20 protein-coding genes are annotated in these 22,445 nt (G+C 62.1%); 7 read left to right on the forward strand and 13 right to left on the reverse strand.

The genetic code is table 11. The features are described 5' to 3' along the window. Window positions 1-297: 297 nt before the first annotated feature. Entirely contained in the window at window positions 298-1,482 is a 1,185-nt protein-coding gene (locus tag ACF8GF_RS02525; RefSeq protein ID WP_392487587.1) for an alkaline phosphatase family protein, read from the reverse strand. Window positions 1,483-1,621: 139 nt separating this feature from the next. Between ACF8GF_RS02525 and ACF8GF_RS02530 the strand changes: the two genes are divergently transcribed. The 4 genes from ACF8GF_RS02530 (at window position 1,622) to ACF8GF_RS02545 (ending at window position 4,485) form a co-directional block, all read left to right on the forward strand. Beyond that, window positions 1,622-2,272 carry a FadR/GntR family transcriptional regulator gene (locus ACF8GF_RS02530; protein ID WP_392487588.1) on the forward strand — a complete coding sequence of 217 codons (651 nt, stop codon included), beginning with the start codon at window positions 1,622-1,624 and terminating at the stop codon, window positions 2,270-2,272. A 13-nt stretch (window positions 2,273-2,285) separates the two neighbouring features. Then, window positions 2,286-3,566 carry an MFS transporter gene (locus tag ACF8GF_RS02535; protein WP_176683731.1) on the forward strand — a complete coding sequence of 427 codons (1,281 nt, stop codon included), beginning with the start codon at window positions 2,286-2,288 and terminating at the stop codon, window positions 3,564-3,566. 108 nt (window positions 3,567-3,674) lie between these two features. Beyond that, on the forward strand, window positions 3,675-4,151 hold the full coding sequence (locus ACF8GF_RS02540) for a nuclear transport factor 2 family protein (protein ID WP_176683730.1): 477 nt from the start codon (window positions 3,675-3,677) through the stop codon (window positions 4,149-4,151). Beyond that, window positions 4,144-4,485 carry a GIY-YIG nuclease family protein gene (locus ACF8GF_RS02545; protein ID WP_176683729.1) on the forward strand — a complete coding sequence of 114 codons (342 nt, stop codon included), beginning with the start codon at window positions 4,144-4,146 and terminating at the stop codon, window positions 4,483-4,485. Before ACF8GF_RS02540 ends, ACF8GF_RS02545 begins: the two co-directional genes overlap by 8 nt. Here the strand turns inward: ACF8GF_RS02545 and yejK are convergent. Beyond that, window positions 4,433-5,440: a nucleoid-associated protein YejK gene (gene yejK / locus ACF8GF_RS02550; protein ID WP_021781869.1), complete on the reverse strand. Its 1,008-nt coding sequence runs from the start codon at window positions 5,438-5,440 to the stop codon at window positions 4,433-4,435. The two genes, ACF8GF_RS02545 and yejK, sit on opposite strands and share 53 nt — an antisense overlap. 370 nt (window positions 5,441-5,810) lie before the next feature. Between yejK and ACF8GF_RS02555 the strand changes: the two genes are divergently transcribed. After that, entirely contained in the window at window positions 5,811-6,092 is a 282-nt protein-coding gene (locus ACF8GF_RS02555) for an HU family DNA-binding protein (protein ID WP_003255106.1), read from the forward strand. Window positions 6,093-6,139: 47 nt separating this feature from the next. On the opposite strand, the gene rlmF is transcribed toward ACF8GF_RS02555, so the two are convergent. The 5 genes from rlmF to ACF8GF_RS02580 all read right to left on the reverse strand — a co-directional run bounded on the left by rlmF (window position 6,140) and on the right by ACF8GF_RS02580 (window position 12,642). Next, window positions 6,140-7,093, reverse strand: coding sequence for a 23S rRNA (adenine(1618)-N(6))-methyltransferase RlmF (gene rlmF, locus ACF8GF_RS02560; RefSeq protein ID WP_176683728.1), 954 nt, complete (start codon window positions 7,091-7,093; stop codon window positions 6,140-6,142). 178 nt (window positions 7,094-7,271) lie between these two features. After that, window positions 7,272-10,118 (reverse strand): valine--tRNA ligase, encoded by a 2,847-nt coding sequence (locus ACF8GF_RS02565; protein WP_176683727.1) that lies wholly within the window; start codon window positions 10,116-10,118, stop codon window positions 7,272-7,274. 180 nt (window positions 10,119-10,298) lie between these two features. Further along, window positions 10,299-10,664 (reverse strand): DNA polymerase III subunit chi, encoded by a 366-nt coding sequence (locus tag ACF8GF_RS02570; protein WP_209967819.1) that lies wholly within the window; start codon window positions 10,662-10,664, stop codon window positions 10,299-10,301. Between the two features lie 5 nt (window positions 10,665-10,669). Continuing rightward, complete coding sequence (locus ACF8GF_RS02575) at window positions 10,670-11,098, reverse strand: DNA polymerase III subunit chi (protein ID WP_392487589.1); 429 nt, start codon at window positions 11,096-11,098, stop codon at window positions 10,670-10,672. A gap of 50 nt (window positions 11,099-11,148) precedes the next feature. Further along, entirely contained in the window at window positions 11,149-12,642 is a 1,494-nt protein-coding gene (locus ACF8GF_RS02580) for a leucyl aminopeptidase (RefSeq protein ID WP_392487590.1), read from the reverse strand. 301 nt (window positions 12,643-12,943) lie between these two features. On the opposite strand from ACF8GF_RS02580, the gene lptF reads away from it, so the two are divergent. After that, the gene (gene lptF, locus ACF8GF_RS02585; protein WP_004575655.1) at window positions 12,944-14,059 is read left to right on the forward strand and encodes an LPS export ABC transporter permease LptF; all 1,116 of its coding nucleotides are present in this window, start codon (window positions 12,944-12,946) and stop codon (window positions 14,057-14,059) included. Beyond that, on the forward strand, window positions 14,052-15,113 hold the full coding sequence (gene lptG / locus ACF8GF_RS02590) for an LPS export ABC transporter permease LptG (RefSeq protein WP_176683723.1): 1,062 nt from the start codon (window positions 14,052-14,054) through the stop codon (window positions 15,111-15,113). Before lptF ends, lptG begins: the two co-directional genes overlap by 8 nt. 148 nt (window positions 15,114-15,261) lie before the next feature. On the opposite strand, the gene ACF8GF_RS02595 is transcribed toward lptG, so the two are convergent. The 6 genes from ACF8GF_RS02595 to gcvH all read right to left on the reverse strand — a co-directional run bounded on the left by ACF8GF_RS02595 (window position 15,262) and on the right by gcvH (window position 22,334). Then, window positions 15,262-15,750 (reverse strand): RDD family protein, encoded by a 489-nt coding sequence (locus ACF8GF_RS02595; RefSeq protein WP_003255094.1) that lies wholly within the window; start codon window positions 15,748-15,750, stop codon window positions 15,262-15,264. 90 nt (window positions 15,751-15,840) lie between these two features. Continuing rightward, a complete protein-coding gene (locus tag ACF8GF_RS02600; RefSeq protein WP_014589840.1) occupies window positions 15,841-16,050 on the reverse strand; it encodes a cold-shock protein in 210 nt (69 codons plus the stop codon). 357 nt (window positions 16,051-16,407) lie between these two features. Continuing rightward, entirely contained in the window at window positions 16,408-17,529 is a 1,122-nt protein-coding gene (gcvT, locus tag ACF8GF_RS02605) for a glycine cleavage system aminomethyltransferase GcvT (protein ID WP_176683721.1), read from the reverse strand. 27 nt (window positions 17,530-17,556) lie between these two features. Then, complete coding sequence (locus ACF8GF_RS02610; RefSeq protein ID WP_176683720.1) at window positions 17,557-18,933, reverse strand: L-serine ammonia-lyase; 1,377 nt, start codon at window positions 18,931-18,933, stop codon at window positions 17,557-17,559. A gap of 150 nt (window positions 18,934-19,083) precedes the next feature. Beyond that, the gene (gcvP, locus tag ACF8GF_RS02615) at window positions 19,084-21,939 is read right to left on the reverse strand and encodes an aminomethyl-transferring glycine dehydrogenase (RefSeq protein WP_392487591.1); all 2,856 of its coding nucleotides are present in this window, start codon (window positions 21,937-21,939) and stop codon (window positions 19,084-19,086) included. An 11-nt stretch (window positions 21,940-21,950) separates the two neighbouring features. Next, a complete protein-coding gene (gene gcvH, locus ACF8GF_RS02620; protein ID WP_003255087.1) occupies window positions 21,951-22,334 on the reverse strand; it encodes a glycine cleavage system protein GcvH in 384 nt (127 codons plus the stop codon). Window positions 22,335-22,445 lie beyond the last annotated feature (111 nt).

Consider the following 22,445-nt stretch of genomic DNA (forward strand, 5'->3'; position numbering starts at 1 on the left):
AGCCTGTGCGCGTCCATCGTAGGAGCGGGTTTACCCGCGAATACGGTAGCGGCGGCAGCGGCGAACGGCCGGAGGAAATTGGCCAGCAGGCCCGGCCCATTCGCGGGTGAACCCGCTCCTACAACAGCCTGTGCGCGTCCAATGTAGGAGCGGGTTCACCCGCAAATACGGTGACGGCTGCGACGGTGAATGACCGGGGATATTGGCCAGCAGGTCCGGCCCTTTCGCGGGTGAACCCGCTCCTACGGGGATCGCGCAAGCCCTTGAGAAGCGACAGAACAGTTGCTTCGCAAGGGCTTAATAGCGGCGGTCTTCGATCAAAAACGGCTTGGCTGCCGGCCTGTTGCGCACCGCCGACGGTGTACCATCAAGCACCAGTACATAATCGTTCTGCTTGTCCATCCCTTCCGGATCGGTCCATTGCTCGTCTCTGGCCGCAACCTGGGCAACCACATGGCCGTTCTTGATAATGGTCAGATAGCCATTGGCGCTGCTATTCCAGCGTAGCCGTCCTTTGTTTTCGTCGGCCCGCGCCTTGCGTACGCCGGTATCACCCAGTAAAGGCGTGCCGTCCAATAGCCATTCCGGCTGCAGCTTGAGGCCCATGTGGCGCAGCACCGTAGGCGCTACCGAGGTCTGCGCGGGTAGCCCGTACAGGTTGCCGGGTCCAGGCATCTCCACGGGAATGCTCAGCTCGGTCAGCTCCTCATTCAACGGCTTGTTGCTGGCGATGAAAATACGCTTTTCCTGCTCCGAAGCACCACCATGGCCTTTCCCCCAATAATCGCGGCCATGGTTGGTACTGACGATTACCAGCCAGTCTTCCTGCGGGAACATGCGACGACGCTGGTCTACCTTGTCCAACAGCCGTCCGATCTCGCTGTCGGCCTTGCGCAACGCCTGCGCATAGCGCTCACCATAACCCCTGTGATGGCCGATCTGATCAGGTTCGTCCAGTTGAATGAACGTGAAATCAGCAGGTGTGTCGTCGAGGATCTGCAACGTACGCTCAATCACCTGTTCATCTGGCAAACCACTTTCGCGTACATCGGCGTCATGGGCGTCCTCCAGCAGAAATGCCGTGTTGATGGGCGACCCGTTGACGATGCTGGAGAGGTAGGCATTGGGGTAGGCCAGGCGTAGCCGCTTGAACAGGCTCGGAAACGCCGGGTTTACCCGTTGCGAGTCGTCGTCCGATTTAACGCCATGCTTGTTGCTCCATACCCCGGTCAGCAAAGTGATCCAGCCTGGACCGCTCAAGGTGGGTTGCTCGCTGGATTTACCATTGACCCCCCCGGCGTAAGCCTTGCCGTAGTGCAGACGCTGTTTCAGGTTGGTCGCATCGCCCAGTTGCAGGTATTGCTGCAACTGTACGCCGTCAAGGCCGATGAGCAGGGTTTTAGGGCGGCTCGGGTGCCGGGCCGTGTCACAGCCTGGCTGCAGGGTCAGGAACAGCAGTAACAGCAAACTCGCCAGTCGCATGTTGGCGCATCCTTGAAAGCACGCAACGAGCGTTGCAACAAAGTGGCATGCCCACAACTGGCAGAAATACCAGGTGGTTTACGTTTTTGCCTGCAATCCAGTAAGCTGCACCAATTCGTCGGATGATTGGTTGAGTAGCATGAATACAGAGCTGACCAAGCGCTCCCTGGTGGAGTTGGCCGTAGAGCGCATGCGCGAATGCATCGTGCTGGGCGATTGGCAGGTCGGTCAGCGCCTGCCTACCGAGCCAGAGCTTGCCTTGCAACTGGGCATCAGCCGCAACACCGTGCGTGAGGCCATGCGCGTGCTGGCGTTCAGTGGCCTGGTGGAAATTCGCCAGGGCGACGGCAGCTACCTGCGCACTGCCCAGGACCCGCTGCAGGCGGTGCATGCGATGTCCCGGTGTACGCCCGATCAGGCCCGTGAAACCCGCCATATCCTCGAGGCGGAGGCCGCCGGTCTGGCAGCTTTGCGCCGTACCGATGCCGACCTGCAAGCGCTACGGGATGCTCTGGAAGGCAGTGCCGGGCATTTTCACGGCGATGTCGATGCCTATGTGGCCTGCGATCTGGTGTTCCACCAGCGGCTGGTCGATGCCGCCCACAACCCGGCATTAAGCGAGTTGTACCGTTACTTTTCCGGGGTCGTGGCTGCCGCTCTGCAACACAATATGGCGACCGTTCCGCGCTGCCAGGCTACGTTCGACTTGCATGGGCAGATCCTCGACGCCATCGAGCAGCATGACGCTGAACGGGCCAAGCGCCTGAGCCGTACCCTTATTGAATCCTGACACCGAGAAGGCCATGGCTGAATCCATCACCCGTAATACCCCGTCGGACGAGCGGGATCTCGATGAGCTGCTGATCGACGCTGAAGCTGACGACGAGCAGGTCCAGCAGCAGGCTGTGGTGCTGCGGCGGCCCTGGCTGTTGCTGTTGGGCCTGGTGCTGGTGGCCCTGAACCTGCGCCCGGCATTGTCAAGCATGGCGCCGGTGCTGGGCCAAGTATCTGAAGGCCTGGGGCTGAATGCTTCGCAGGCTGGATTGCTGACCACCTTGCCGGTGCTCTGCCTGGGCCTGTTTGCTCCCTTGGCGCCGGTGCTGGCGCGGCGCTTTGGCAGCGAGCGGGTGATTCTTGGCATCCTCGTCACCCTGGCACTTGGCCTCGTGGTACGAAGCACCTTTGGGGCTATTGGGGTGTTCCTCGGCAGCCTGATGGCGGGGGCCAGCATCGGCATTATCGGCGTGTTGTTGCCGGGTATCGTCAAGCGCGACTTTCCGCAGCACGCTGGCACGCTGACCGGCGTCTATACCATGGCATTATGCCTGGGCGCTGCCATGGCCGCGGGTGCCACCGTACCTTTGGCCCAGCATTTCGACGGCAGCTGGGCACTAGGGCTGGGCTTCTGGGTGCTGCCGGCCTTGCTGGCCATGCTGGTGTGGCTGCCACAGGCCCGCCAGGGGCATGGTCTGCACAAGGTGGCCTATCGCGTGCGAGGCCTGTGGCGTGATCCATTGGCCTGGCAGGTGACCCTGTACATGGGCCTGCAGTCATCACTGGCTTACATCGTGTTCGGTTGGTTGCCATCGATCCTGATCGGCCGCGGCCTCAGCCCGACCGAGGCAGGGCTGGTGCTGTCAGGGTCGGTAATCGTGCAGTTGATCAGCTCGCTCAGCGCCCCCTGGCTGGCCACCCGCGGCAAGGACCAGCGGCTGGCGATCGTGGTGGTCATGTCCGGTACGCTGGCGGGGCTGTTCGGTTGCCTGTATGCGCCACTTTCCGGACTGTGGGGGTGGGCCATTGTGCTGGGCCTGGGGCAGGGCGGTACCTTTGCCCTGGCGCTGACCTTGATCGTGCTGCGCTCGAAGGATGCCCACGTGGCGGCGAACTTGTCGAGCATGGCCCAAGGGGTGGGTTATACCCTGGCTTCGATGGGGCCATTTGCGGTGGGCCTGGTGCATGACCTGACTGGCGGCTGGGCGGCCCTGGGCTGGATTTTTGCGGTGCTGGGCGTCGGCGCCATCGTGTTCGGTCTGGGGGCCGGGCGGGCGCTGCATGTGCAGGTGACCAGCGAGAAAGTCTGAGGCCTGTTTTGCAGTACCGTCCTCTTACCCGCCAAGAGGACGGTACTGGCATAAGCCATCGGGGCAGATTATCGTGCAGCTTTCGAACCTAGGACGGACCAGCCCCCCATGAGCGATGCCAACCGCGCCCTGATCACCCGTTTCTACCAGGCTTTCCAGCGCCTGGATGCCGACGCCATGCTGGCCTGCTACAGCAACGATATCGTTTTCAGCGACCCGGTGTTCGGCACCCTGCGCGGCAAGGACGCAGGCGATATGTGGCGGATGCTCACTACTCGCGCCAAGGACTTCACCCTGACATTCGACAGCATACGCGCAGATGAGCACAGTGGCAGCGCGCACTGGGTGGCTACCTACCTGTTCAGCCAGACCGGGCGTATTGTGGTCAACGATATCCAGGCACGCTTTGTCATTCGTGATGGGCTGATTTGCCAGCATGACGACACCTTTGACCTGTGGCGCTGGTCGCGGCAAGCGTTGGGTATTCCTGGAATGCTGCTGGGGTGGTCGCCGCTGATGCAGAACAAGGTCCGCCTGCAGGCATTCAAGGGGTTGCGCGCATTCCAGCAGGCCCAGGGTGAGTGAAGTCGTCGAACCTGCTGTTGGTAAGCCCTGGTTCGTTTATCTGGTAAGGGCAGCCAATGGCTCGTTGTATTGCGGCATCAGCGATGACCCGCAGCGTCGGTTCGCCGCGCATCAGAAAGGGCAGGGCGCCCGCTATTTCAAGACCAGCCCGGCCCAGGCACTGGTCTATGTGGAGCAGTGGCCGGACAAGAGCGCGGCGCTGCGCCAGGAGCGGTTGGTGAAACGGCTGCGCAAGTCGGCGAAGGAGGCACTGGTGGCCTCCTTTGGCGGCTTGGGGGATATCAGTCCTTGCGGCGCTTCAGCTGATCCACCAACGTTGTTGGCAGCCCCTTGATGATCAAGGTCCCCGCCGCTTCGTCATACTCCACCTTGTCCCCCAGCAGATGCGCCTCGAAGCTGATCGACAGCCCCTCTGCACGCCCGGTGAAACGGCGGAACTGGTTGAGTGTGCGTTTGTCAGCAGGAATTTCCGGCGACAGGCCGTAGTCCTTGTTGCGGATGTGATCGTAGAACGCTTTGGGGCGATCCTCGTCGATCAGGCTGGACAGCTCTTCCAGCGTCACCGGCTCGCCCAGCTTGGTCTGGGTAGTGGCGTACTCGACCAGGGTCTGGGTCTTTTCGCGGGCAGATTCTTCCGGCAGGTCTTCACTTTCGACGAAATCGCTGAAGGCCTTGAGCAGGGTGCGGGTTTCGCCCGGGCCGTCGACGCCCTCCTGGCAGCCGATGAAGTCGCGGAAGTAGTCCGACACCTTCTTGCCGTTCTTGCCCTTGATGAACGAAATATACTGCCTGGAGTTCTGGTTGTTCTTCCACTCCGACAGGTTGATGCGTGCTGCCAGGTGCAGCTGGCCAAGGTCGAGGTGACGCGAAGGGGTCACGTCGAGCTCGGCATTCACCGCCACGCCTTCGCTATGGTGCAGCAGGGCGATCGCCAGGTACTCGGTCATGCCTTGCTGATAGTGGGCAAACAGGATGTGGCCGCCGGTGGACAGGTTGGACTCTTCCATCAGCTTCTGCAGGTGCTCGACAGCCACGCGGCTGAAGGCGGTGAAGTCCTTTTCTTCATCCAGGTACTGCTTCAGCCAGCCGCTCAGCGGGTAGGCCCCCGATTCGCCGTGGAAAAAGCCCCAGGCCTTGCCTTGCTTGGCGTTGTAGCTGTCATTGAGGTCGGCCAGCAGGTTTTCGATGGCATCGGAGGCAGCCAGTTCGGAGTCACGAGCATGCAGCACGGCGGGGCTGCCATCGGGCTTTTTGTCGATCAGGTGAACGATGCAATGACGGATTGGCATGGAATTCTCGGCGAGCTGCAAAAGTTGCCAAGTTTAACCTAGACCTGAGGTGATGCAGTGGCCGTATGTTGGCAGATATGTCTGTTGTTCGTTTTTTGTTCAATTTTGTGGTTTTTCAGCTGAAACCCCCGAAAAACCTGCATTTAATCAAAGTGCGAAGCGGATATTTATCCATTCCTGTGGTAGTTTTGCGCGGTCTTGCGCCCCTCGTGTGGCGCATTGCTGGCAGCACGCTTTCGCCGTGTCGAACCAAACGCCGATTTTCGTATCTACATACGCGATTGGCGCGGCCCTCCATTTCAAGGGGCTGGCCCGATAACGTCGTAGTTCGCTGCATAACCATCGAATTTGATAGGGAAGGAACACCACCATGGCATTGACCAAAGACCAACTGATTGCCGACATCGCCGAATCGATCGCCGCGCCAAAAGCCACCGCCAAGAATGCTCTGGAGCAACTGGGCCAGATCGTTGCCGACCAACTGGAAAACGGCGCTGAAATCACTCTGCCAGGCATCGGCAAGCTGAAAGTCTCCGAGCGTCCTGCCCGTACCGGCCGCAACCCTTCGACTGGCGCTGCCATCGAAATCGCTGCCAAGAAAGTCGTCAAGTTCGTTCCAGCCAAAGTGCTGACCGACGCCATCAACAAGTAATTGTTGTTTTGACGAAACCGCGCCCGGCTTGCCCGGGCGCGGTTTTTTCATGCCTGTGATTTACGCTGGGCGTGCCAGGTCTGGCGTGCGGCGTCGTCATGGAAGCTCCAGGCGACCATGCGGCTCTGTTTCTGTCCCTGGCCCATCTCAATGATGCGCACGGCCTTGGCGCCGGATTTCTTCAGTGCGGCTTCGATTCCTGGCAGGTTGCTGGCCTTGGACACCAGGCTGGTGAACCACAGCACCTGTTCGGCGTACTGCACGCTTTCGCCAACCAGCTGGGTGACAAAGCGGATTTCTCCGCCTTCGCACCACAGTTCATTGTTCTGGCCACCGAAGTTCAGCACCGGCAGCTTGCGTTTGGGGTCCTGCTTGCCGAGGTTCTTCCATTTGCGCTGGCTGCCGCGGGTGGCTTCGTCGCGTGAGGCATGGAAGGGCGGGTTGCACAGTGTCAGGTCGAAGCGTTCGCCCTCCTGCAGCAGGCCGCTGAGGATGTGCGCTCGGCTGGCCTGCTGGCGCAGGGAAATGGCTTTGCCCAGGCCATTGGCCTGGACGATAGCCTTGGCCGAGGCCAGAGCCACCGGGTCGATGTCTGAGCCGAGGAAGCGCCAGCGGTAGTCGCTGTGGCCCAGCAGTGGATAGATGCAGTTGGCCCCCACGCCGATGTCCAGCGCGCGCACTTGGGCGCCCCTTGGGACGTCGCCGGCATTGTCATCGGCCAACAGGTCGGCGGCTACGTGGATGTAGTCGGCACGGCCAGGAATGGGCGGGCACAGGTAATCGGCCGGGATGTCCCAGTGCTGGATGCCGTACTGGGCCTTGAGCAGTGCACGGTTGAACACGCGTACGGCTTCGGGGTTGGCAAAGTCGATGCTGGGCTTGCCGTGGGGGTTGGTGATGGTGAAACGGGCCAGATCAGGGTGGGCCTTGATCAGGCTGGGGAAGTCGTAGCGACCCTGGTGGCGGTTGCGCGGGTGCAGGGTGGGTTTGTTCGGGGTCATGGCAGTGTCCAGCCCTATACGAGCGGTGGCTTGAAGAACCTGGGGCTGCTATGCAGCCCTTTCGCGACACAAGGCCGCTCCCACAGGAGGGTGGCGCCTTGAGGGTTGGCGCCGTCCTGTGGGAGCGGCCTTGTGTCGCGAAAGGGCCGTGCAGCGGCCCCAACGGTCTCTCTAGTGATTACAGCGCAGCAATCCGCGCATGCTGCTCGGTGAAGTTGGCCAGGGCCTGTTCAGACTCGGCCAGCTTGGCGCGTTCTTTCTCGATCACGGCAGGCGGGGCCTTGTCGACGAAGGCTGCGTTGGACAGCTTGCCGCCAACACGTTGCACTTCACCTTGCAGACGCTGGATTTCCTTGTTCAGGCGCGCCAGCTCGGCATCCTTGTCGATCAGCCCGGCCATTGGCACCAGCACTTGCAGGTCACCTACCAGGGCGGTGGCCGACAGCGGCGCTTCGTCGGCATCACCCAGTACGGTGAACGACTCGACCTTGGCGAGCTTCTTCAGCAGCGCTTCGTTTTCCTGCAGGCGGCGCTGGTCGTCGGCGTTGGCGTTCTTCAGGAACAGCGGCAGCGGCTTGCCGGGGCCGATGTTCATTTCGGCGCGGATATTGCGCAGGCCGACCATCAACTCTTTCAGCCACTCGATGTCGCCTTCGGCAGCGGCGTCAATGCGTGCTTCGTTGGCCACTGGCCATGGCTGCAGCATGATGGTCTTGCCGTCGATGCCGGCCAGCGGCGCGATGCGCTGCCAGATTTCTTCGGTGATGAACGGCATGAACGGATGCGCAAGACGCAGTGCCACTTCCAGTACGCGCACCAGGGTGCGGCGAGTGCCGCGGGCGCGCTCTACCGGGGCGTTTTCGTCCCACAGTACCGGTTTGGACAGCTCCAGGTACCAGTCGCAGTACTGGTTCCAGATGAACTCGTACAGCGCCTGGCTGGCCAGGTCGAAGCGGAACTGCTCCAGCTGGCGGGTTACTTCGGCTTCGGTACGCTGAAGCTGCGAGATGATCCAGCGGTCGGCCAGCGACAGCTCGTAGGCTTCGCCGTTCTGGCCACAGTCTTCACCCTTGTCCAGCACGTAGCGGGCGGCGTTCCAGATCTTGTTGCAGAAGTTGCGATAGCCTTCGACGCGGCCCATGTCGAACTTGATGTCGCGGCCAGTCGAGGCCAGCGAGCAGAAGGTGAAGCGCAGGGCGTCGGTGCCGTAGCTGGCAATACCTTCGGGGAACTCGGCTTTGGTCTGCTTGGCGATCTTCTCGGCAAGCTTGGGCTGCATCATGCCGCTGGTGCGTTTTTCCAGCAGGGCGTCGAGGGTGATACCGTCGACGATGTCCAGCGGGTCCAGCACGTTACCCTTGGACTTGGACATCTTCTGGCCCTGGCCGTCACGTACCAGGCCGTGCACGTACACGGTCTTGAACGGTACCTGCGGGGTGCCGTCTTCGTTCTTGATCAGGTGCATGGTCAGCATGATCATGCGCGCAACCCAGAAGAAGATGATGTCGAAGCCAGTCACCAGCACGTCGGTGGAATGGAACTTCTTGAGGAATTCGGTCTGTTCCGGCCAGCCCAGGGTGGAGAACGTCCACAGGCCCGAGCTGAACCAGGTGTCGAGTACGTCGTCATCCTGGCGCAGGACCACGTCGGCGCCCAGCTTGTGCTTGGTGCGTACTTCTTCCTCGCTGCGGCCGACGTAGACCTGGCCAGCCTCGTCGTACCACGCCGGAATACGGTGGCCCCACCACAGCTGGCGGCTGATGCACCAGTCCTGGATATCACGCATCCAGGAGAAGTACATGTTCTCGTATTGCTTGGGCACGAACTGGATGCGGCCATCTTCCACGGCAGCGATGGCAGGTTCTGCCAGCGGCTTGGTGGAAACGTACCACTGGTCGGTCAGCCACGGCTCGATGACCGTGCCGGAGCGGTCGCCTTTCGGCACTTTCAGGGCGTGGTCGTCGATGCTGACCAGCAGGCCCTGGGCGTCCAGGTCGGCGACGATCTGCTTGCGCGCGACAAAGCGGTCAAGGTTGGCGTACTGGGCCGGCAGTTGGGTGTCGACCTGCTCGTTGACGCTGCCGTCGAGGTTGAAGGCCTGGGCGTTGGCCAGCACGAAGGCATTCTTGTCGAAGATGTTCAGCAGCGGCAGGTTGTGACGCTTGCCGACTTCGTAGTCGTTGAAGTCGTGGGCCGGGGTGATCTTCACGCAACCGGTACCGAACTCGGGGTCGCAATAGTCATCGGCGATGATCGGGATGCGGCGGCCGACCAATGGCAGCTCGACGAATTTGCCGATCAGTGCCTGGTAGCGTTCGTCGTTCGGGTTGACTGCCACGGCGGCGTCACCCAGCAGGGTTTCCGGACGCGTGGTGGCAACCACCAGGTAGTCCTGGCCTTCGGCGGTCTTGGCGCCGTCGGCCAGCGGGTAGCGCAGGTTCCACAGGTGGCCTTTCTCGTCGTGGTTTTCCACTTCGAGGTCGGAGATGGCTGTGTGCAGCTTGGTGTCCCAGTTGACCAGGCGCTTGCCGCGGTAGATAAGGCCGTCTTCATGCAGGCGCACGAACGCTTCTTTCACTGCTTCGGACAGGCCATCGTCCATGGTAAAGCGCTCGCGGCTCCAGTCTACCGACGAGCCCAGGCGGCGAATCTGGCGGCTGATGTTGCCACCGGACTGATCCTTCCATTCCCAGACCTTTTCCAGGAACTTTTCGCGGCCCAGGTCATGACGGTTCTGGCCTTTGGCTTCAAGTTGGCGCTCGACCAGCATCTGCGTGGCGATACCCGCGTGATCGGTGCCTGGCTGCCACAGGGTATCGCGGCCTTGCATGCGGCGGAAACGGATCAGGGCGTCCATGATCGCGTTGTTGAACCCGTGGCCCATGTGCAGGCTGCCGGTCACGTTCGGCGGCGGGATCATGATGGTGTAGGACTCGCCTGCACCTTGTGGAGCGAAATAGTTCTCGGACTCCCAGGTGTTGTACCAGGAAGTTTCGATTGCGTGCGGCTGGTAGGTCTTATCCATGCGCGGCGGGACCCTGTGCATTTATTCGGGAAAGCCGGGAAGTATAACCAAGCTGGGGGCCGCAGGCGACAAGCTGCTGACAACTGTCGGAACAGTGTCGCCTGCCTCGCGGGCAAAGCGCAGGCTTCGAACCTGTGGGAGCGGGCTTGCCCGCGAAGCAGGCGACACCGCTGCCCGGTTCTACTCGGAACGCTTGATCAGCCGCTCGATCCGCGCATCCAGCCGGCGCTTGATTTCGTTCTCGATATGCGGGGTGAAGTCGTTGATCACGTCTTGCATGATCATCTGCGCTGCGGCACGCAGCTCGCTTTCCAGGTGCAGCAGGGTGTCCTGGCGGCGGGCCTGCGGGTCGTCCTCGGGTTCGGCAGCGACCGGTTCGGCGGGCGCCGCGGGGGCGCTGGCGGTTTCGTCCAGCAGCAACGGAATCTGCTCTACCGTCTCGGTGAGCAGCGGCGGTTGCAGGTCGGCGTCGCCAAGCAGCTGACGGATCGACTCGAGGTCATCGAGCAGGTGGGCGGAATCGGGCAAAGGGGAGGGCTTGTCCATCGTCGTCAAAGTCGCTGTAAGCGGTGGTCTTGCAGAGCATAGCCCTGTTCACGGTAGAAACGGAATCGCTCTCGGGCTGATTGGCGGATAGCGGGCTCTTCAACGACGATTTCGGCCACCCGCTCGAACTGCCCGACAAAGCCCGGCACGCTGGCGCCGAGGTTGATCAGCAGACCACAGTGCTTACCTGCGTCGTCGGCCAGGCCCAGAACCACGCCAGTATCGGCATGCACCTCGGCCAGGTCGTGGGGCACGAAGGCCTCGCCCTTGAAGCGCCACAAGCGTTGGTCCAGTTCACTGCGCTGTTCTGCATCCTGGCAGTGCAGATAGACCTGGTGGCCGAGGCGCCAGGCCTTTTCGCACAGCTTGCAGGCGAAATCGAGCCGCGCCGACAGCGAGTCGGTGGGCAGAACGTAGAAGTCGACTTTGCTCATGGTGGGAATCGCCGGCCGGTGGCGCGCAAGGCACCACCGGATTCACGGCGTCAGGCGCCAGCGCGGTCCAGCAGGTACTGGGTCAGCAGAGGTACCGGGCGGCCAGTGGCGCCTTTGTCCTTGCCGCCACTGACCCAGGCGGTACCGGCGATGTCCATGTGCGCCCAGTTGTAGGCTTTGGCGAAGCGCGACAGGAAGCAGCCAGCGGTGATCGTACCGGCCTTCGGCCCACCAATGTTGCCCATGTCGGCGAACGGGCTGTCCAGTTGTTCCTGGTATTCATCGAACAGCGGCAACTGCCAGGCACGGTCGTCGGCGCGCTTGCCGGCATCGAGCAACTGCCCGACCAGGTCGTCGTTGTTGCCCATCAGGCCGGAGGTGTGGCTGCCCAGGGCGACGATGCAGGCGCCGGTCAGGGTGGCGATGTCGATGACCGCCTGCGGTTTGAAGCGCTCGGCGTAGGTCAGGGTGTCGCACAGCACCAGGCGGCCTTCAGCATCGGTGTTGAGGATTTCCACGGTCTGGCCACTCATGGTGGTGACGATGTCACCCGGGCGGGTAGCACCGCCGCTTGGCATGTTCTCGGCGCAGGCCAGCAGGCACACAAGGTTGATCGGCAGTTGCAGTTCGAGCACTGCATGCAGGGTGCCGAACACACTGGCGGCGCCGCACATGTCGTACTTCATTTCGTCCATGCCGGCGCCTGGCTTGAGGCTGATGCCGCCGGTGTCGAAGGTAATGCCTTTACCCACCAGCACGAAAGGCTTGTCGGCCTTTTTGCCGCCCTGGTAATTGAGCACGATCAGGCGTGGTGGCTGGTCGCTGCCCTGACCCACGGCGTAGAACGCGCCCATGCCCAGGTCCTTGATCTTTTTCTCGTCCAGCACTTCAACCTTGAGGGCCTTGTGCGCCTTGCCCAGGTCTTTGGCCTGTTCGGCCAGGAAGCTTGGGTGGCAAAGGTTAGGCGGCAGGTTGCCAAGGTCGCGGGTGAAGGCCATGCCGCTGGCGATGGCGCTGGCATGCTTGATCGCGCGCTCGACTTCGGCCTGGCCGGCTTTGTCGGCCAGCAGGGTGACCTTTTTCAGCGCGCGCGGCTCGGCTTTCTGGCTCTTGAAGCGGTCGAACACATACTCGCCGTCCAGCAGGGTTTCGGCCAGCAGTCGGTACTTGCCGTAATGGGCGTCGCGGTTGCTGACCGCGATATCGTCCAGGGCCAGCACTGCGTCAGTGCCGTTCAGGCCCTTGAGCACGCCAGCGACACTGGTCACCAGTTTGCGCCAGGCGCGGTCGCCCATGGCTTCTTCCTTGCCGCTACCCACCAGCAGCACGCGCTCGGCCTTCAGGCCCGGGAGGTTCTGTAGCAGCAGGGTCTGGCCCGGCTTGCCGGCCAGGTCGCCGCGCTTGAGCACGGCGCTGATGGCACCTTCGCTGGCCAGGTCGGCAGCCTTGGCAACAGCGCCGAGCTTGCGGTTTTCCCCTACCGGAAGGACCAGGGTGGCGGTTTTTACGGATGCAGCAGCTACGCTTTTTACAACCAGTTCCATGACAGGATCCCCGAATGATCGATACGAATGGCGCTGTGTGTTCCAGCGCTCTGGACGGGCCTGGCCGCGTCGTCGCGCACCAGCGGAAAAGCTGCCAGTTTGAGCCTGTGGCAAGCGTGCTGACAACCCCGATGTGCGCCTTCGTACGCGGCCAAGTGACAGGGGCGGTCAATCACAGGATAATGCGCGCACTTTACATGGAGGTTCGCCTTTGGCGAACCGGCATTGGTCTTGGATGTACTAAGTCATTGTTTGGCGCCATTGCATGGCTGTCCGCCCTGACAACCCAGGAGTGTCTGGTTTGATCGTCTTTCGTTATCTGTCCCGCGAGGTCCTGGTCACCTTGAGCGCCGTCAGCGCTGTGCTGTTGGTGATCATCATGAGCGGGCGCTTCATCAAGTACCTGGCCCAGGCTGCCCAGGGCGTGCTCGACCCGGGCGTGTTGTTCCTGATCATGGGCTTCCGCTTGCCAGGCTTCCTGCAACTGATCCTGCCTCTGGGGCTGTTCCTCGGCATCCTCCTGGCTTACGGGCGCCTGTACCTGGAAAGCGAGATGACCGTACTGTCGGCCACGGGCATGAGCCAGCAGCGCCTGCTGGGCATGACCATGGCACCGGCTGCCCTGGTTGCCCTGCTGGTGGCCTGGCTGAGCCTGAGCCTGGCCCCGCTGGGCGTGGCCCAGGTGCAGCAGATCATCAGCCAGCAGGATGCCCTGACCGAGTTCGACACCTTGGTGCCGGGCCGCTTCCAGACCTTGCGTGATGGTTCGCGGGTAACCTATACCGAGCAGTTGTCGGATGACCGTATCAACCTGGGCGGGGTGTTCATCTCCGAGAAGCGCTTCAACCAGGACAAGACCAAGGACCGCGCCCCGTCGGTGCTGGTCGCCGAGAAGGGCCACCAGGAAATCCAGGCCGACGGCAACCGCTACCTGGTCCTGGAGAACGGTTACCGCTACGACGGCAACCCGGGCCAGGCCGACTACCGCGCCATCAAATATGACACCTACGGTGTGCTGCTGCCCAAGCCGGAAGTCGCCGAGGAAGTGACCGAGCGCGAAGCGCTTCCCACTTCCGAACTGATCGGCAAGGAGGGCCTGCGTGAGCGTGCCGAGCTGCAATGGCGGCTGTCGCTGCCGATCCTGGTGTTCGTCGTCACCCTGCTGGCGGTGCCGCTGTCGCGGGTCAACCCGCGCCAGGGCCGCTTCCTCAAGCTGCTGCCGGCAATTCTTCTGTACATGGCCTACCTGACAATGCTGATTTCCGTACGCGGCGCCCTCGAGAAGGGCAAGCTGCCGATTGCCTTGGGCATGTGGTGGGTCCACGGCCTGTTCCTGCTGATCGGGCTTGGCCTGATGTACTGGGAGCCGCTGCGCCTCAAACGCGCCGCCCGCCGTGCGGAGGTGGCCCATGGCTAAGCTCGATCGCTACATCGGCCAGAGCGTGCTGCTGGCCATTCTGGCTGTGCTGGGGATCATCCTCGGCCTGGCTTCGCTTTTCGCCTTCATCGATGAGATGGGCGACCTGAGTGACACCTACACGTTGATGGAAGCGGGCAACTATGTCCTGCTTACCGCACCTCGGCGGCTGTATGAAATGCTGCCAATGGCCGCCTTGATCGGTTGCCTGATCGGTCTTGGCAGTCTGGCCAGCAGCAGCGAGCTGACCATCATGCGTGCGGCTGGCGTGTCCATCGGCCGTATCGTCTGGGCGGTGATGAAACCGATGCTGGTGCTGATGCTGGTTGGTCTGCTGATTGGCGAATATGTGGCTCCGGTGACCGAGAACAAGGCCCAGGCCGACCGTTCCCTGGCCCAAGGTGGTGGTGAAGCACAAAGTTCCAAGCGCGGTATGTGGCACCGCCAGGGCGAGGAGTATGTGCACATCAACGCCGTGCAGCCCAATGGCCTGCTGCTGGGCGTGACCCGCTACCGCTTCGACAGCGAGCGCAAGATTGTCACCTCGAGCTTTGCCCGCCGTGCGCAGTACCAGAACGACCACTGGCTGCTCGCTGATGTGCGTACCACCTACTTCCGTGGCGACCACACCGAGGTGGTCAGCGCGCCGGAGGAACGCTGGGATGTTTCGCTCACGCCAGAACTGCTCAATACCGTGATCCTCGCGCCGGAGTCGCTTTCGATTACCGGGTTGTGGGACTACATCCACTACCTGTCTGACCAGGGCCTGAACAACTCCCGTTACTGGCTGGCGTTCTGGAATAAGGTGCTGCAGCCGATGGTTACGGCGGCCCTGGTGCTGATGGCGATCTCGTTCATCTTTGGCCCGCTGCGTTCGGTAACCCTTGGTCAGCGTGTGTTCACGGGTGTACTGGTGGGCTTCGTGTTTCGCATTGGCCAGGACCTGCTCGGGCCTTCGAGCCAGGTATTCGGCTTCCCGCCGCTGCTGGCGGTAGTGATACCGGGGGGCATCTGTGCCTTGGCCGGCCTGTGGTTGTTGCGCCGGGCAGGGTAATAGCCTGAGGTACACAAGAAAGCCGACCTCAGGGTCGGCTTTTTCATGGGTGTTGATCTATTCCGGCCTCTTCGCGGGTAAACCCGCTCCTACAGGTACCGCGCAAGCATCAAGAAAGGGCCCGAACCGGCAACGCCAATCCTCTGGCTTATTTCTTCTGTTTAGGCACCCGCACCAGCTGGCTTTCCGAATAGATGTCATGCCAACCGCGCTTGCGCTTGTCGATCAGCACCCAGAAAAAACCCAGCCCCAGGCACAGCCACGAGGCGATCGATACGACGAACCGCAATAGCGCCTGCCACAGGCTGATGGCCGAACCATCGGCATTCTGCACCCGAACGCCCCATACCTGCATACCGAGCGTCTGCCCACCGTGGGTCCAGAACTTGGCAAAGAAGCCGAACAGGGCAAACAGCAATACCGTAGACAGCAGTGGGTCGCCATCCAGTGCGCCAGCCTCGGTCAGCTCGCGCATGCGTGCTTCACCGATGATCGACATCTGAATCATCTTGTAGGCGCCGGCGGTCACGATCAGCAACGCGGTGCACAGTAAAAAGTCATAGAACATCGCTGCCAGGCGCCGGCCCAGGCCGACCGGCGGAAAATCCCCCTGGGGTGTGAGTAGAGGCTTTGACATGCAGGACGCTCCGAAAGACGAGCCTACTATTCTACGGGCAAAAAAAAGCCCCTGCACTTGGCAGGGGCTTTTCAAAGTCTGGTGCTGGATTCAGACAGGTTGAACCTTGTCAGCCTGCATGCCTTTCTGGCCCTGGACTGCTTCGAAGGTTACTTGCTGGCCTTCTTTCAGGCTCTTGAAGCCGTTGCCTTCGATAGCGCGGAAGTGCACGAAGAGATCCGGACCGCTTTCTGGGGTGATGAAGCCGTAACCTTTTTCGTCATTGAACCACTTGACGGTACCCTTCTGACGCTCAGCCATTGTCTTATTTCCTATGAAACTTAAATTTTGATGACAGTTTCTTTCGCACTTTTTTGTAAGCGAAAGATTACTGGGCTGGGTTGCAGGAAGTAAGAGACGTCGAACGGGTTGTAGCAAATCTCGGCTACTGGCCCAGGTCACGAACTGTTGCGACCCATGCAAACACAGTGCAGTGACTCTACGCCAACTGCCGAGCGAAAAACAAGCCCTTGGTCGTATGGAAAACTGGCCGTTTGCCAATAACCGACCGATTTGTCGGAAACGGCATGGCGCCTGGCCTGGCGCCATGTTCAAAAGTTATTGGGCAGGTTCGAAAACGAATATGTCGACGCTGCCCAAAACCTTCACAAAGCCGTTTCAGCCACGGTAGTAACGTGGTGTCACGAAAGGCATTTTGCTGACTTTCAAGGCCACCTTCTTTCCACGCACCACGGCAAACAGTGCAGTGTCGAGTGCAGCATGTTCACTATCGATATAACCCATTGCGACAGGTGCAGCGAGTGTCGGGCCAAAGCCCCCACTGCATACTTTACCTACCGGTTTATCGTTTGCGTCGACAATGTCCGCACCTTCACGAACAGGCGTACGCTCCTGTGGCAACAGGCCAACACGTTTGCGCGCCACACCATCGCGCAGATGGGCGAAGATCGCCTCGGCACCAGGGAAGCCGGCAGCACGTGCACCCTCGGCACGGCGCACCTTGGAAATCGCCCACAGCAGGCTGGCTTCGATCGGCGTAGTCTCGCCGTTCATGTCGTGGCCATACAGGCATAGGCCGGCTTCCAGACGCAGCGAGTCGCGTGCGCCCAAGCCGATCGGCTGTACTTCCGGTTCGGCCAGCAGGCGGCGGGCCAAGGCGTCGGCAGCGCTCACCGGTACCGAGATCTCGTAGCCATCTTCGCCGGTGTAACCCGAGCGGCTGACGAAACAGTCCACGTCCAGCAGCTTTACCCGGCGGAACTGCATGAAGGTCATGCCGGCCACTTCTGGAGCCAGACGTTCCAGCACGTTGACTGCAGCCGGGCCTTGCAGGGCGAGCAGGGCACGGTCCTCGAACAGCGGCTGCACCTCGCAACGGCTGCCGATGTGCGTTTGCAAGTGAGCCAGGTCCTGCTCCTTGCAGGCGGCGTTGACTACCAGGAACAGGGCATCGTCGCCCAGGTTGGCAACCATCAGGTCGTCGAGAATGCCGCCTTGCTCATTGGTGAACATGGCATAGCGCTGCATGCCCACCGGCAGGTCGATGATATCCACCGGTACCAGGCTTTCCAGCGCCTTGGCAGCGTCAGCGCCACGCAGAATGATCTGGCCCATGTGCGAGACGTCGAACAGGCCGGCCTGCTCGCGGGTGTGCAAGTGTTCCTTGAGCACGCCCAGCGGGTACTGCACCGGCATGTCGTAGCCGGCGAACGGCACCATGCGCGCACCCAGTTCCAGGTGCAGAGCGTGCAGTGGGGTCTTGAGCAGTGTTTCGGACATCGATGACTCCTTGCTGTCATTGTCGGGTCAACATTCGATGATGTTGACGGCCAGGCCGCCACGGGCGGTCTCTTTATATTTGCTTTTCATGTCGGCGCCGGTCTGGCGCATGGTGCGGATGACCTTGTCCAGCGACACGTAGTGCTGCCCGTCGCCGCGCAGGGCCATGCGTACCGCGTTGATGGCCTTCACCGAGCCCATGGCATTGCGCTCGATACAGGGCACCTGTACGAGGCCGCCGATCGGATCGCAGGTCAGGCCCAGGTTGTGTTCCATGCCTATTTCGGCGGCGTTCTCCACCTGCTGCACGCTGCCGCCCATCACTTCGCACAGCGCCCCGGCGGCCATCGAGCAGGCCACGCCAACCTCGCCCTGGCAGCCCACTTCGGCGCCGGAGATGGAGGCGTTTTCCTTGTACAGGATGCCGATGGCTGCAGCGGTGAGCAGAAAGCGCACCACCCCGTCCTCGCTGGCACCCGGCACGAAGCGCATGTAGTAGTGAAGGACTGCCGGGACGATGCCCGCTGCGCCGTTGGTTGGGGCGGTAACCACACGACCGCCGTAGGCGTTTTCCTCGTTCACCGCCAAGGCGTAGAGGTTGACCCAGTCGAGCACTGACAGGGCGTCACGCAGGCTGGCTTCCGGGTGGCCGCTCAGTTGGCGGTACAGGGCCGGCGCGCGGCGTTTGACCTTGAGCCCTCCCGGTAATATGCCCTCATGCTGACAACCTGCTGTGACGCAATCTTGCATCACCTGCCAGATGCGCAGCAGCCCGGCTCGGGTTTCTGCTTCCGGACGCCAGGCGGTCTCGTTGGCCAGCATGACCTGGCTCACCGACAGGTCATGCGCGGTGCAGTGGCCGAGCAGCTCCTTGGCGGTCTTGAACGGATAGGCCAGCACCGTGGTGTCCTCGACGATGCGGTCGTGGCCGGCAGCGTCCTCGTCGACCACGAAACCACCGCCTACCGAGTAATACTCGCGGCTTCGGATTTGCAGGCCTGCGTCGTCGAACGCGCGGAAGATCATGCCGTTGGGGTGGTAGTCCAACGGCTTGCGGATCATCGCCAGGTGCTGCTTTTCGATGAACGCAATGCTGTGCTCGCCCAGCAGGTTGATGCGTCCGCTGTCGCGGATGACCTGCAGGCGGGCGGGAATGCTGTCGGTGTCGATGATGTCCGGGTGTTCGCCTTCAAGGCCCAGCAGCACGGCTTTGTCACTGCCGTGGCCTTTGCCTGTGGCGCCCAATGAGCCATACAGCTCGGCCCTGACGCTGGCGGTGCCGGCAAGCAAGCCATCACGGCGCAGTCCTTCGGCAAACCGCGCAGCGGCACGCATCGGGCCGACCGTGTGGGAGCTGGAGGGACCGATGCCGATCTTGAACAGGTCGAAGACGCTCAGTGACATGTGGACCTCCTGCCAGGGTGTTGGGTGGACGTTGAGCCCTGTAGGAGCGGGTTTACCCGCGAATGCGGCGGTACAGCCACCATCGCATTCGCGGGTAAACCCGCTCCTACACAGAGCCCGCCACCCAAGCCAGGTGGCGGGGAGGGGCTATCAGACGTCCTGATAGCTCTCGATCGACGGGCAGGCGCACACCAGGTTGCGGTCGCCGAACACGTTGTCGACCCGGCCGACCGGCGGCCAGTACTTGCCTTCCACCAGGCTCGCCAGCGGGTATACCGCCTGCTCGCGGCTGTAGCCATGGGTCCATTCGCCAACCAGCTCAGCCGCAGTGTGCGGTGCGTTTTTCAGCGGGTTGTCGTCCTTGTCCAGGCTACCGTCCTCCACTGCGCGGATTTCTTCGCGGATCTGGATCATCGCGTTGCAGAAGCGGTCCAGTTCTTCTTTGGACTCGCTTTCGGTCGGTTCGATCATCAGCGTGCCAGCCACCGGGAAGGACATGGTCGGGGCGTGGAAGCCGAAGTCGATCAACCGCTTGGCCACGTCGTCGACACTGATGCCGCTGGTGTCCTTCAGTGGGCGCAGGTCGAGAATGCACTCGTGAGCCACCAGGCCGTTACCGCCGGTATACAGAACAGGATAGTGCTCTTCCAGGCGGCGGGCGATGTAGTTGGCGTTAAGGATTGCCATTTGCGAGGCACGTTTGAGGCCGGCACCGCCCATCATGCGGATATACATCCATGTGATTGGCAGGATGCTGGCGCTACCGAACGGCGCAGCGCATACCGCGCCCTGGGTGTTTTCCAGCTGTGCATGGCCTGGCAGGAACGGCGCCAGGTGCGACTTGACGCCAATCGGGCCGACGCCTGGGCCGCCGCCACCATGCGGAATGCAGAAGGTCTTGTGCAGGTTCAGGTGGGAAACGTCGCCGCCGAACTTGCCTGGTGCGCACAGCCCGACCATGGCATTCATGTTCGCGCCGTCGATGTACACCTGGCCGCCGTTGTCGTGGATGATCGCGCAGATATCGCCGATCGCTTCCTCGAACACACCGTGGGTCGACGGGTAGGTGATCATGATTGCAGCCAGGCGTTCGCGGTGCTCGATGGCTTTGGCGCGCAGGTCCTCGACATCGACGTTGCCACGGGCGTCACAGGCGGTAACCACTACACGCATGCCAGCCATGTGTGCGGTGGCCGGGTTGGTGCCATGGGCCGACGACGGGATCAGGCAGATATCGCGGTGGCCTTCACCACGGCTGCGGTGGTAGGCGCGGATCGCCAACAGCCCGGCATATTCGCCCTGCGAGCCGGCGTTGGGCTGCAGCGACACGGCATCATAGCCGGTGGCCGCGCACAGCATGGCCTCCAGTTCGGTGGTCATCTGCAGGTAGCCCTGGCTCTGCTCGGCGGGGGCGAACGGGTGCAGGTTGCCGAACTCGGCCCAGGTGACCGGGATCATTTCGCTGGCGGCGTTCAGCTTCATGGTGCACGAGCCCAGCGGGATCATGCTGCGGTCCAGCGCCAGGTCCTTGTCGGCCAGGCGGCGCAGGTAGCGCATCAGCTCGGTTTCGCTGTGGTAGCGGTTGAACACCGGGTGTTCGAGGATGGCCGATTGGCGCAGCAGGGCAGCAGGCAGCAGGGAACCGGTGCTGGTGGCCAGTGCGGCGAAGTCAGGCTGTGCCTGCTCGCCACCCAACAGCTGCCACAGCGACTCGACGTCAGCCTGAGTGCTGGTTTCGTCCAGAGACAGCCCCACATGGGCGGCATCGATCTGACGCAGGTTGATGCCCTGGGCGCGTGCCTTGTCATGCAGGCTGGCAGTGGCACTGCCGGTGGCCAGGGTCAGGGTGTCGAAGGCGCTGGCACCTACCACCTGTACGCCCAGCGCCTTCAGGCCGGCGGCGAGGATCGCGGTCAGCGCATGGGTACGCTCGGCAATGCGCTTGAGGCCGGCAGGGCCGTGGTACACGGCGAACATGCTGGCGATGTTGGCCAGCAGCACTTGGGCGGTGCAGATGTTGCTGGTGGCCTTTTCACGGCGGATGTGTTGCTCGCGGGTCTGCATGGCCAGACGCAGGGCGGTTTTGCCGAAGCGGTCGATCGACACGCCGACCAGGCGGCCAGGCATGTCGCGCTTGAACGCGTCGCGGGTGGCAAAGTAAGCCGCGTGCGGGCCACCGAAGCCCAGTGGCACGCCGAAGCGCTGGGCGCTGCCGATGGCCACGTCGGCCTCGAATTCGCCCGGTGGGGTCAGCAGGGTCAGGGCCAGCAGGTCTGCCGCTACGGCGACCAGAGCGTTGGCAGCGTGGAAACGCTGCACGACCTCGCGGTAGTCGAACACTTCACCGTTGCTGGCCGGGTATTGCAGCAGGGCGCCGAAGAAGGCGCTGACATCGCCCAGCTCGCGCTCGTCGCCAACCACAACCTCGATACCCAGCGGCTCGGCACGGGTGCGCAGCACGTCGAGGGTTTGCGGGTGACAGTGCACGGAGGCAAAGAAGGCATGGCTGGACTTGTTCTTCGACAGACGCTTGCAGAAGGTCATGGCCTCGGCCGCAGCGGTGGCTTCGTCGAGCAAGGAGGCGTTGGCGATCGGCAGGCCGGTGAGGTCGCTGATCAGGGTCTGGAAGTTCAGCAGCGCTTCCAGGCGGCCCTGGGAAATTTCTGGCTGGTACGGGGTGTAGGCGGTGTACCAGGCCGGGTTTTCCAGCAGGTTGCGCAGGATCGGTGCCGGAGTGTGGGTGTTGTAGTAGCCCTGGCCGATGTAGCTTTTGAACAGCTGGTTCTTGCCAGCGATGGCCTTGAGTGCAGCGAGCGCATCGGCCTCGCTCTGGCCGTCGTGCGAGCCAAGCACGCTGGTGCCTTTGATGCTGTCGGGGATGACCGCAGCGGTCATGGCGTCCAGCGAGTCGAAGCCCAGTGCAGTGAGCATGGCCTGTTCGTCAGCGGCGCGCGGGCCTATGTGACGGGCGATGAATTCGTTGGCGGTGCCGAGGTTAATGGTCATGGCGGGTGTCCTCAGGCGTCGTCGTTGGCTTTGAGCAGGCGGTCGTAGGCGTCCTGGTCGAGCAGAGCGGTCACGGCTTCTGCATCGGCAGGGATGAAGCGGAAGAACCAGCCTTCGCCCATCGGGTCTTCGTTGACCAGTTCAGGGCTGTCTTCAAGCTGGCCGTTGACCTCGACCACTTCACCCGTCAGTGGCATGTACACGCCGCTGGCGGCCTTGACCGATTCGACGGTGGACGCTTCGCTGCCTTTCTCATACTGCTGCAACTCTGGCAGTTGCACGAAAACCACGTCGCCAAGGGCATTCTGGGCGTAGGCGGTGATGCCCACGGTGACGCTGCCATCGGCTTCGACGCGCAGCCATTCGTGATCTTCAGTGAAACGCAACTCGCTCATGGGGAATCCTCGGGAAGCAGGGCGTTGGGCGCGGTGGCGCCGCGCTCTTAGGGTAGGATTCCTTTAGCAATAATGCGGCCAATCTACAAAAATGCTTGTTTATCAATATGT

The sequence above is a fragment of the Pseudomonas sp. yb_5 genome, from assembly GCF_043103865.1.
Taxonomy (GTDB): Bacteria; Pseudomonadota; Gammaproteobacteria; order Pseudomonadales; family Pseudomonadaceae; genus Aquipseudomonas; species Aquipseudomonas putida_Y.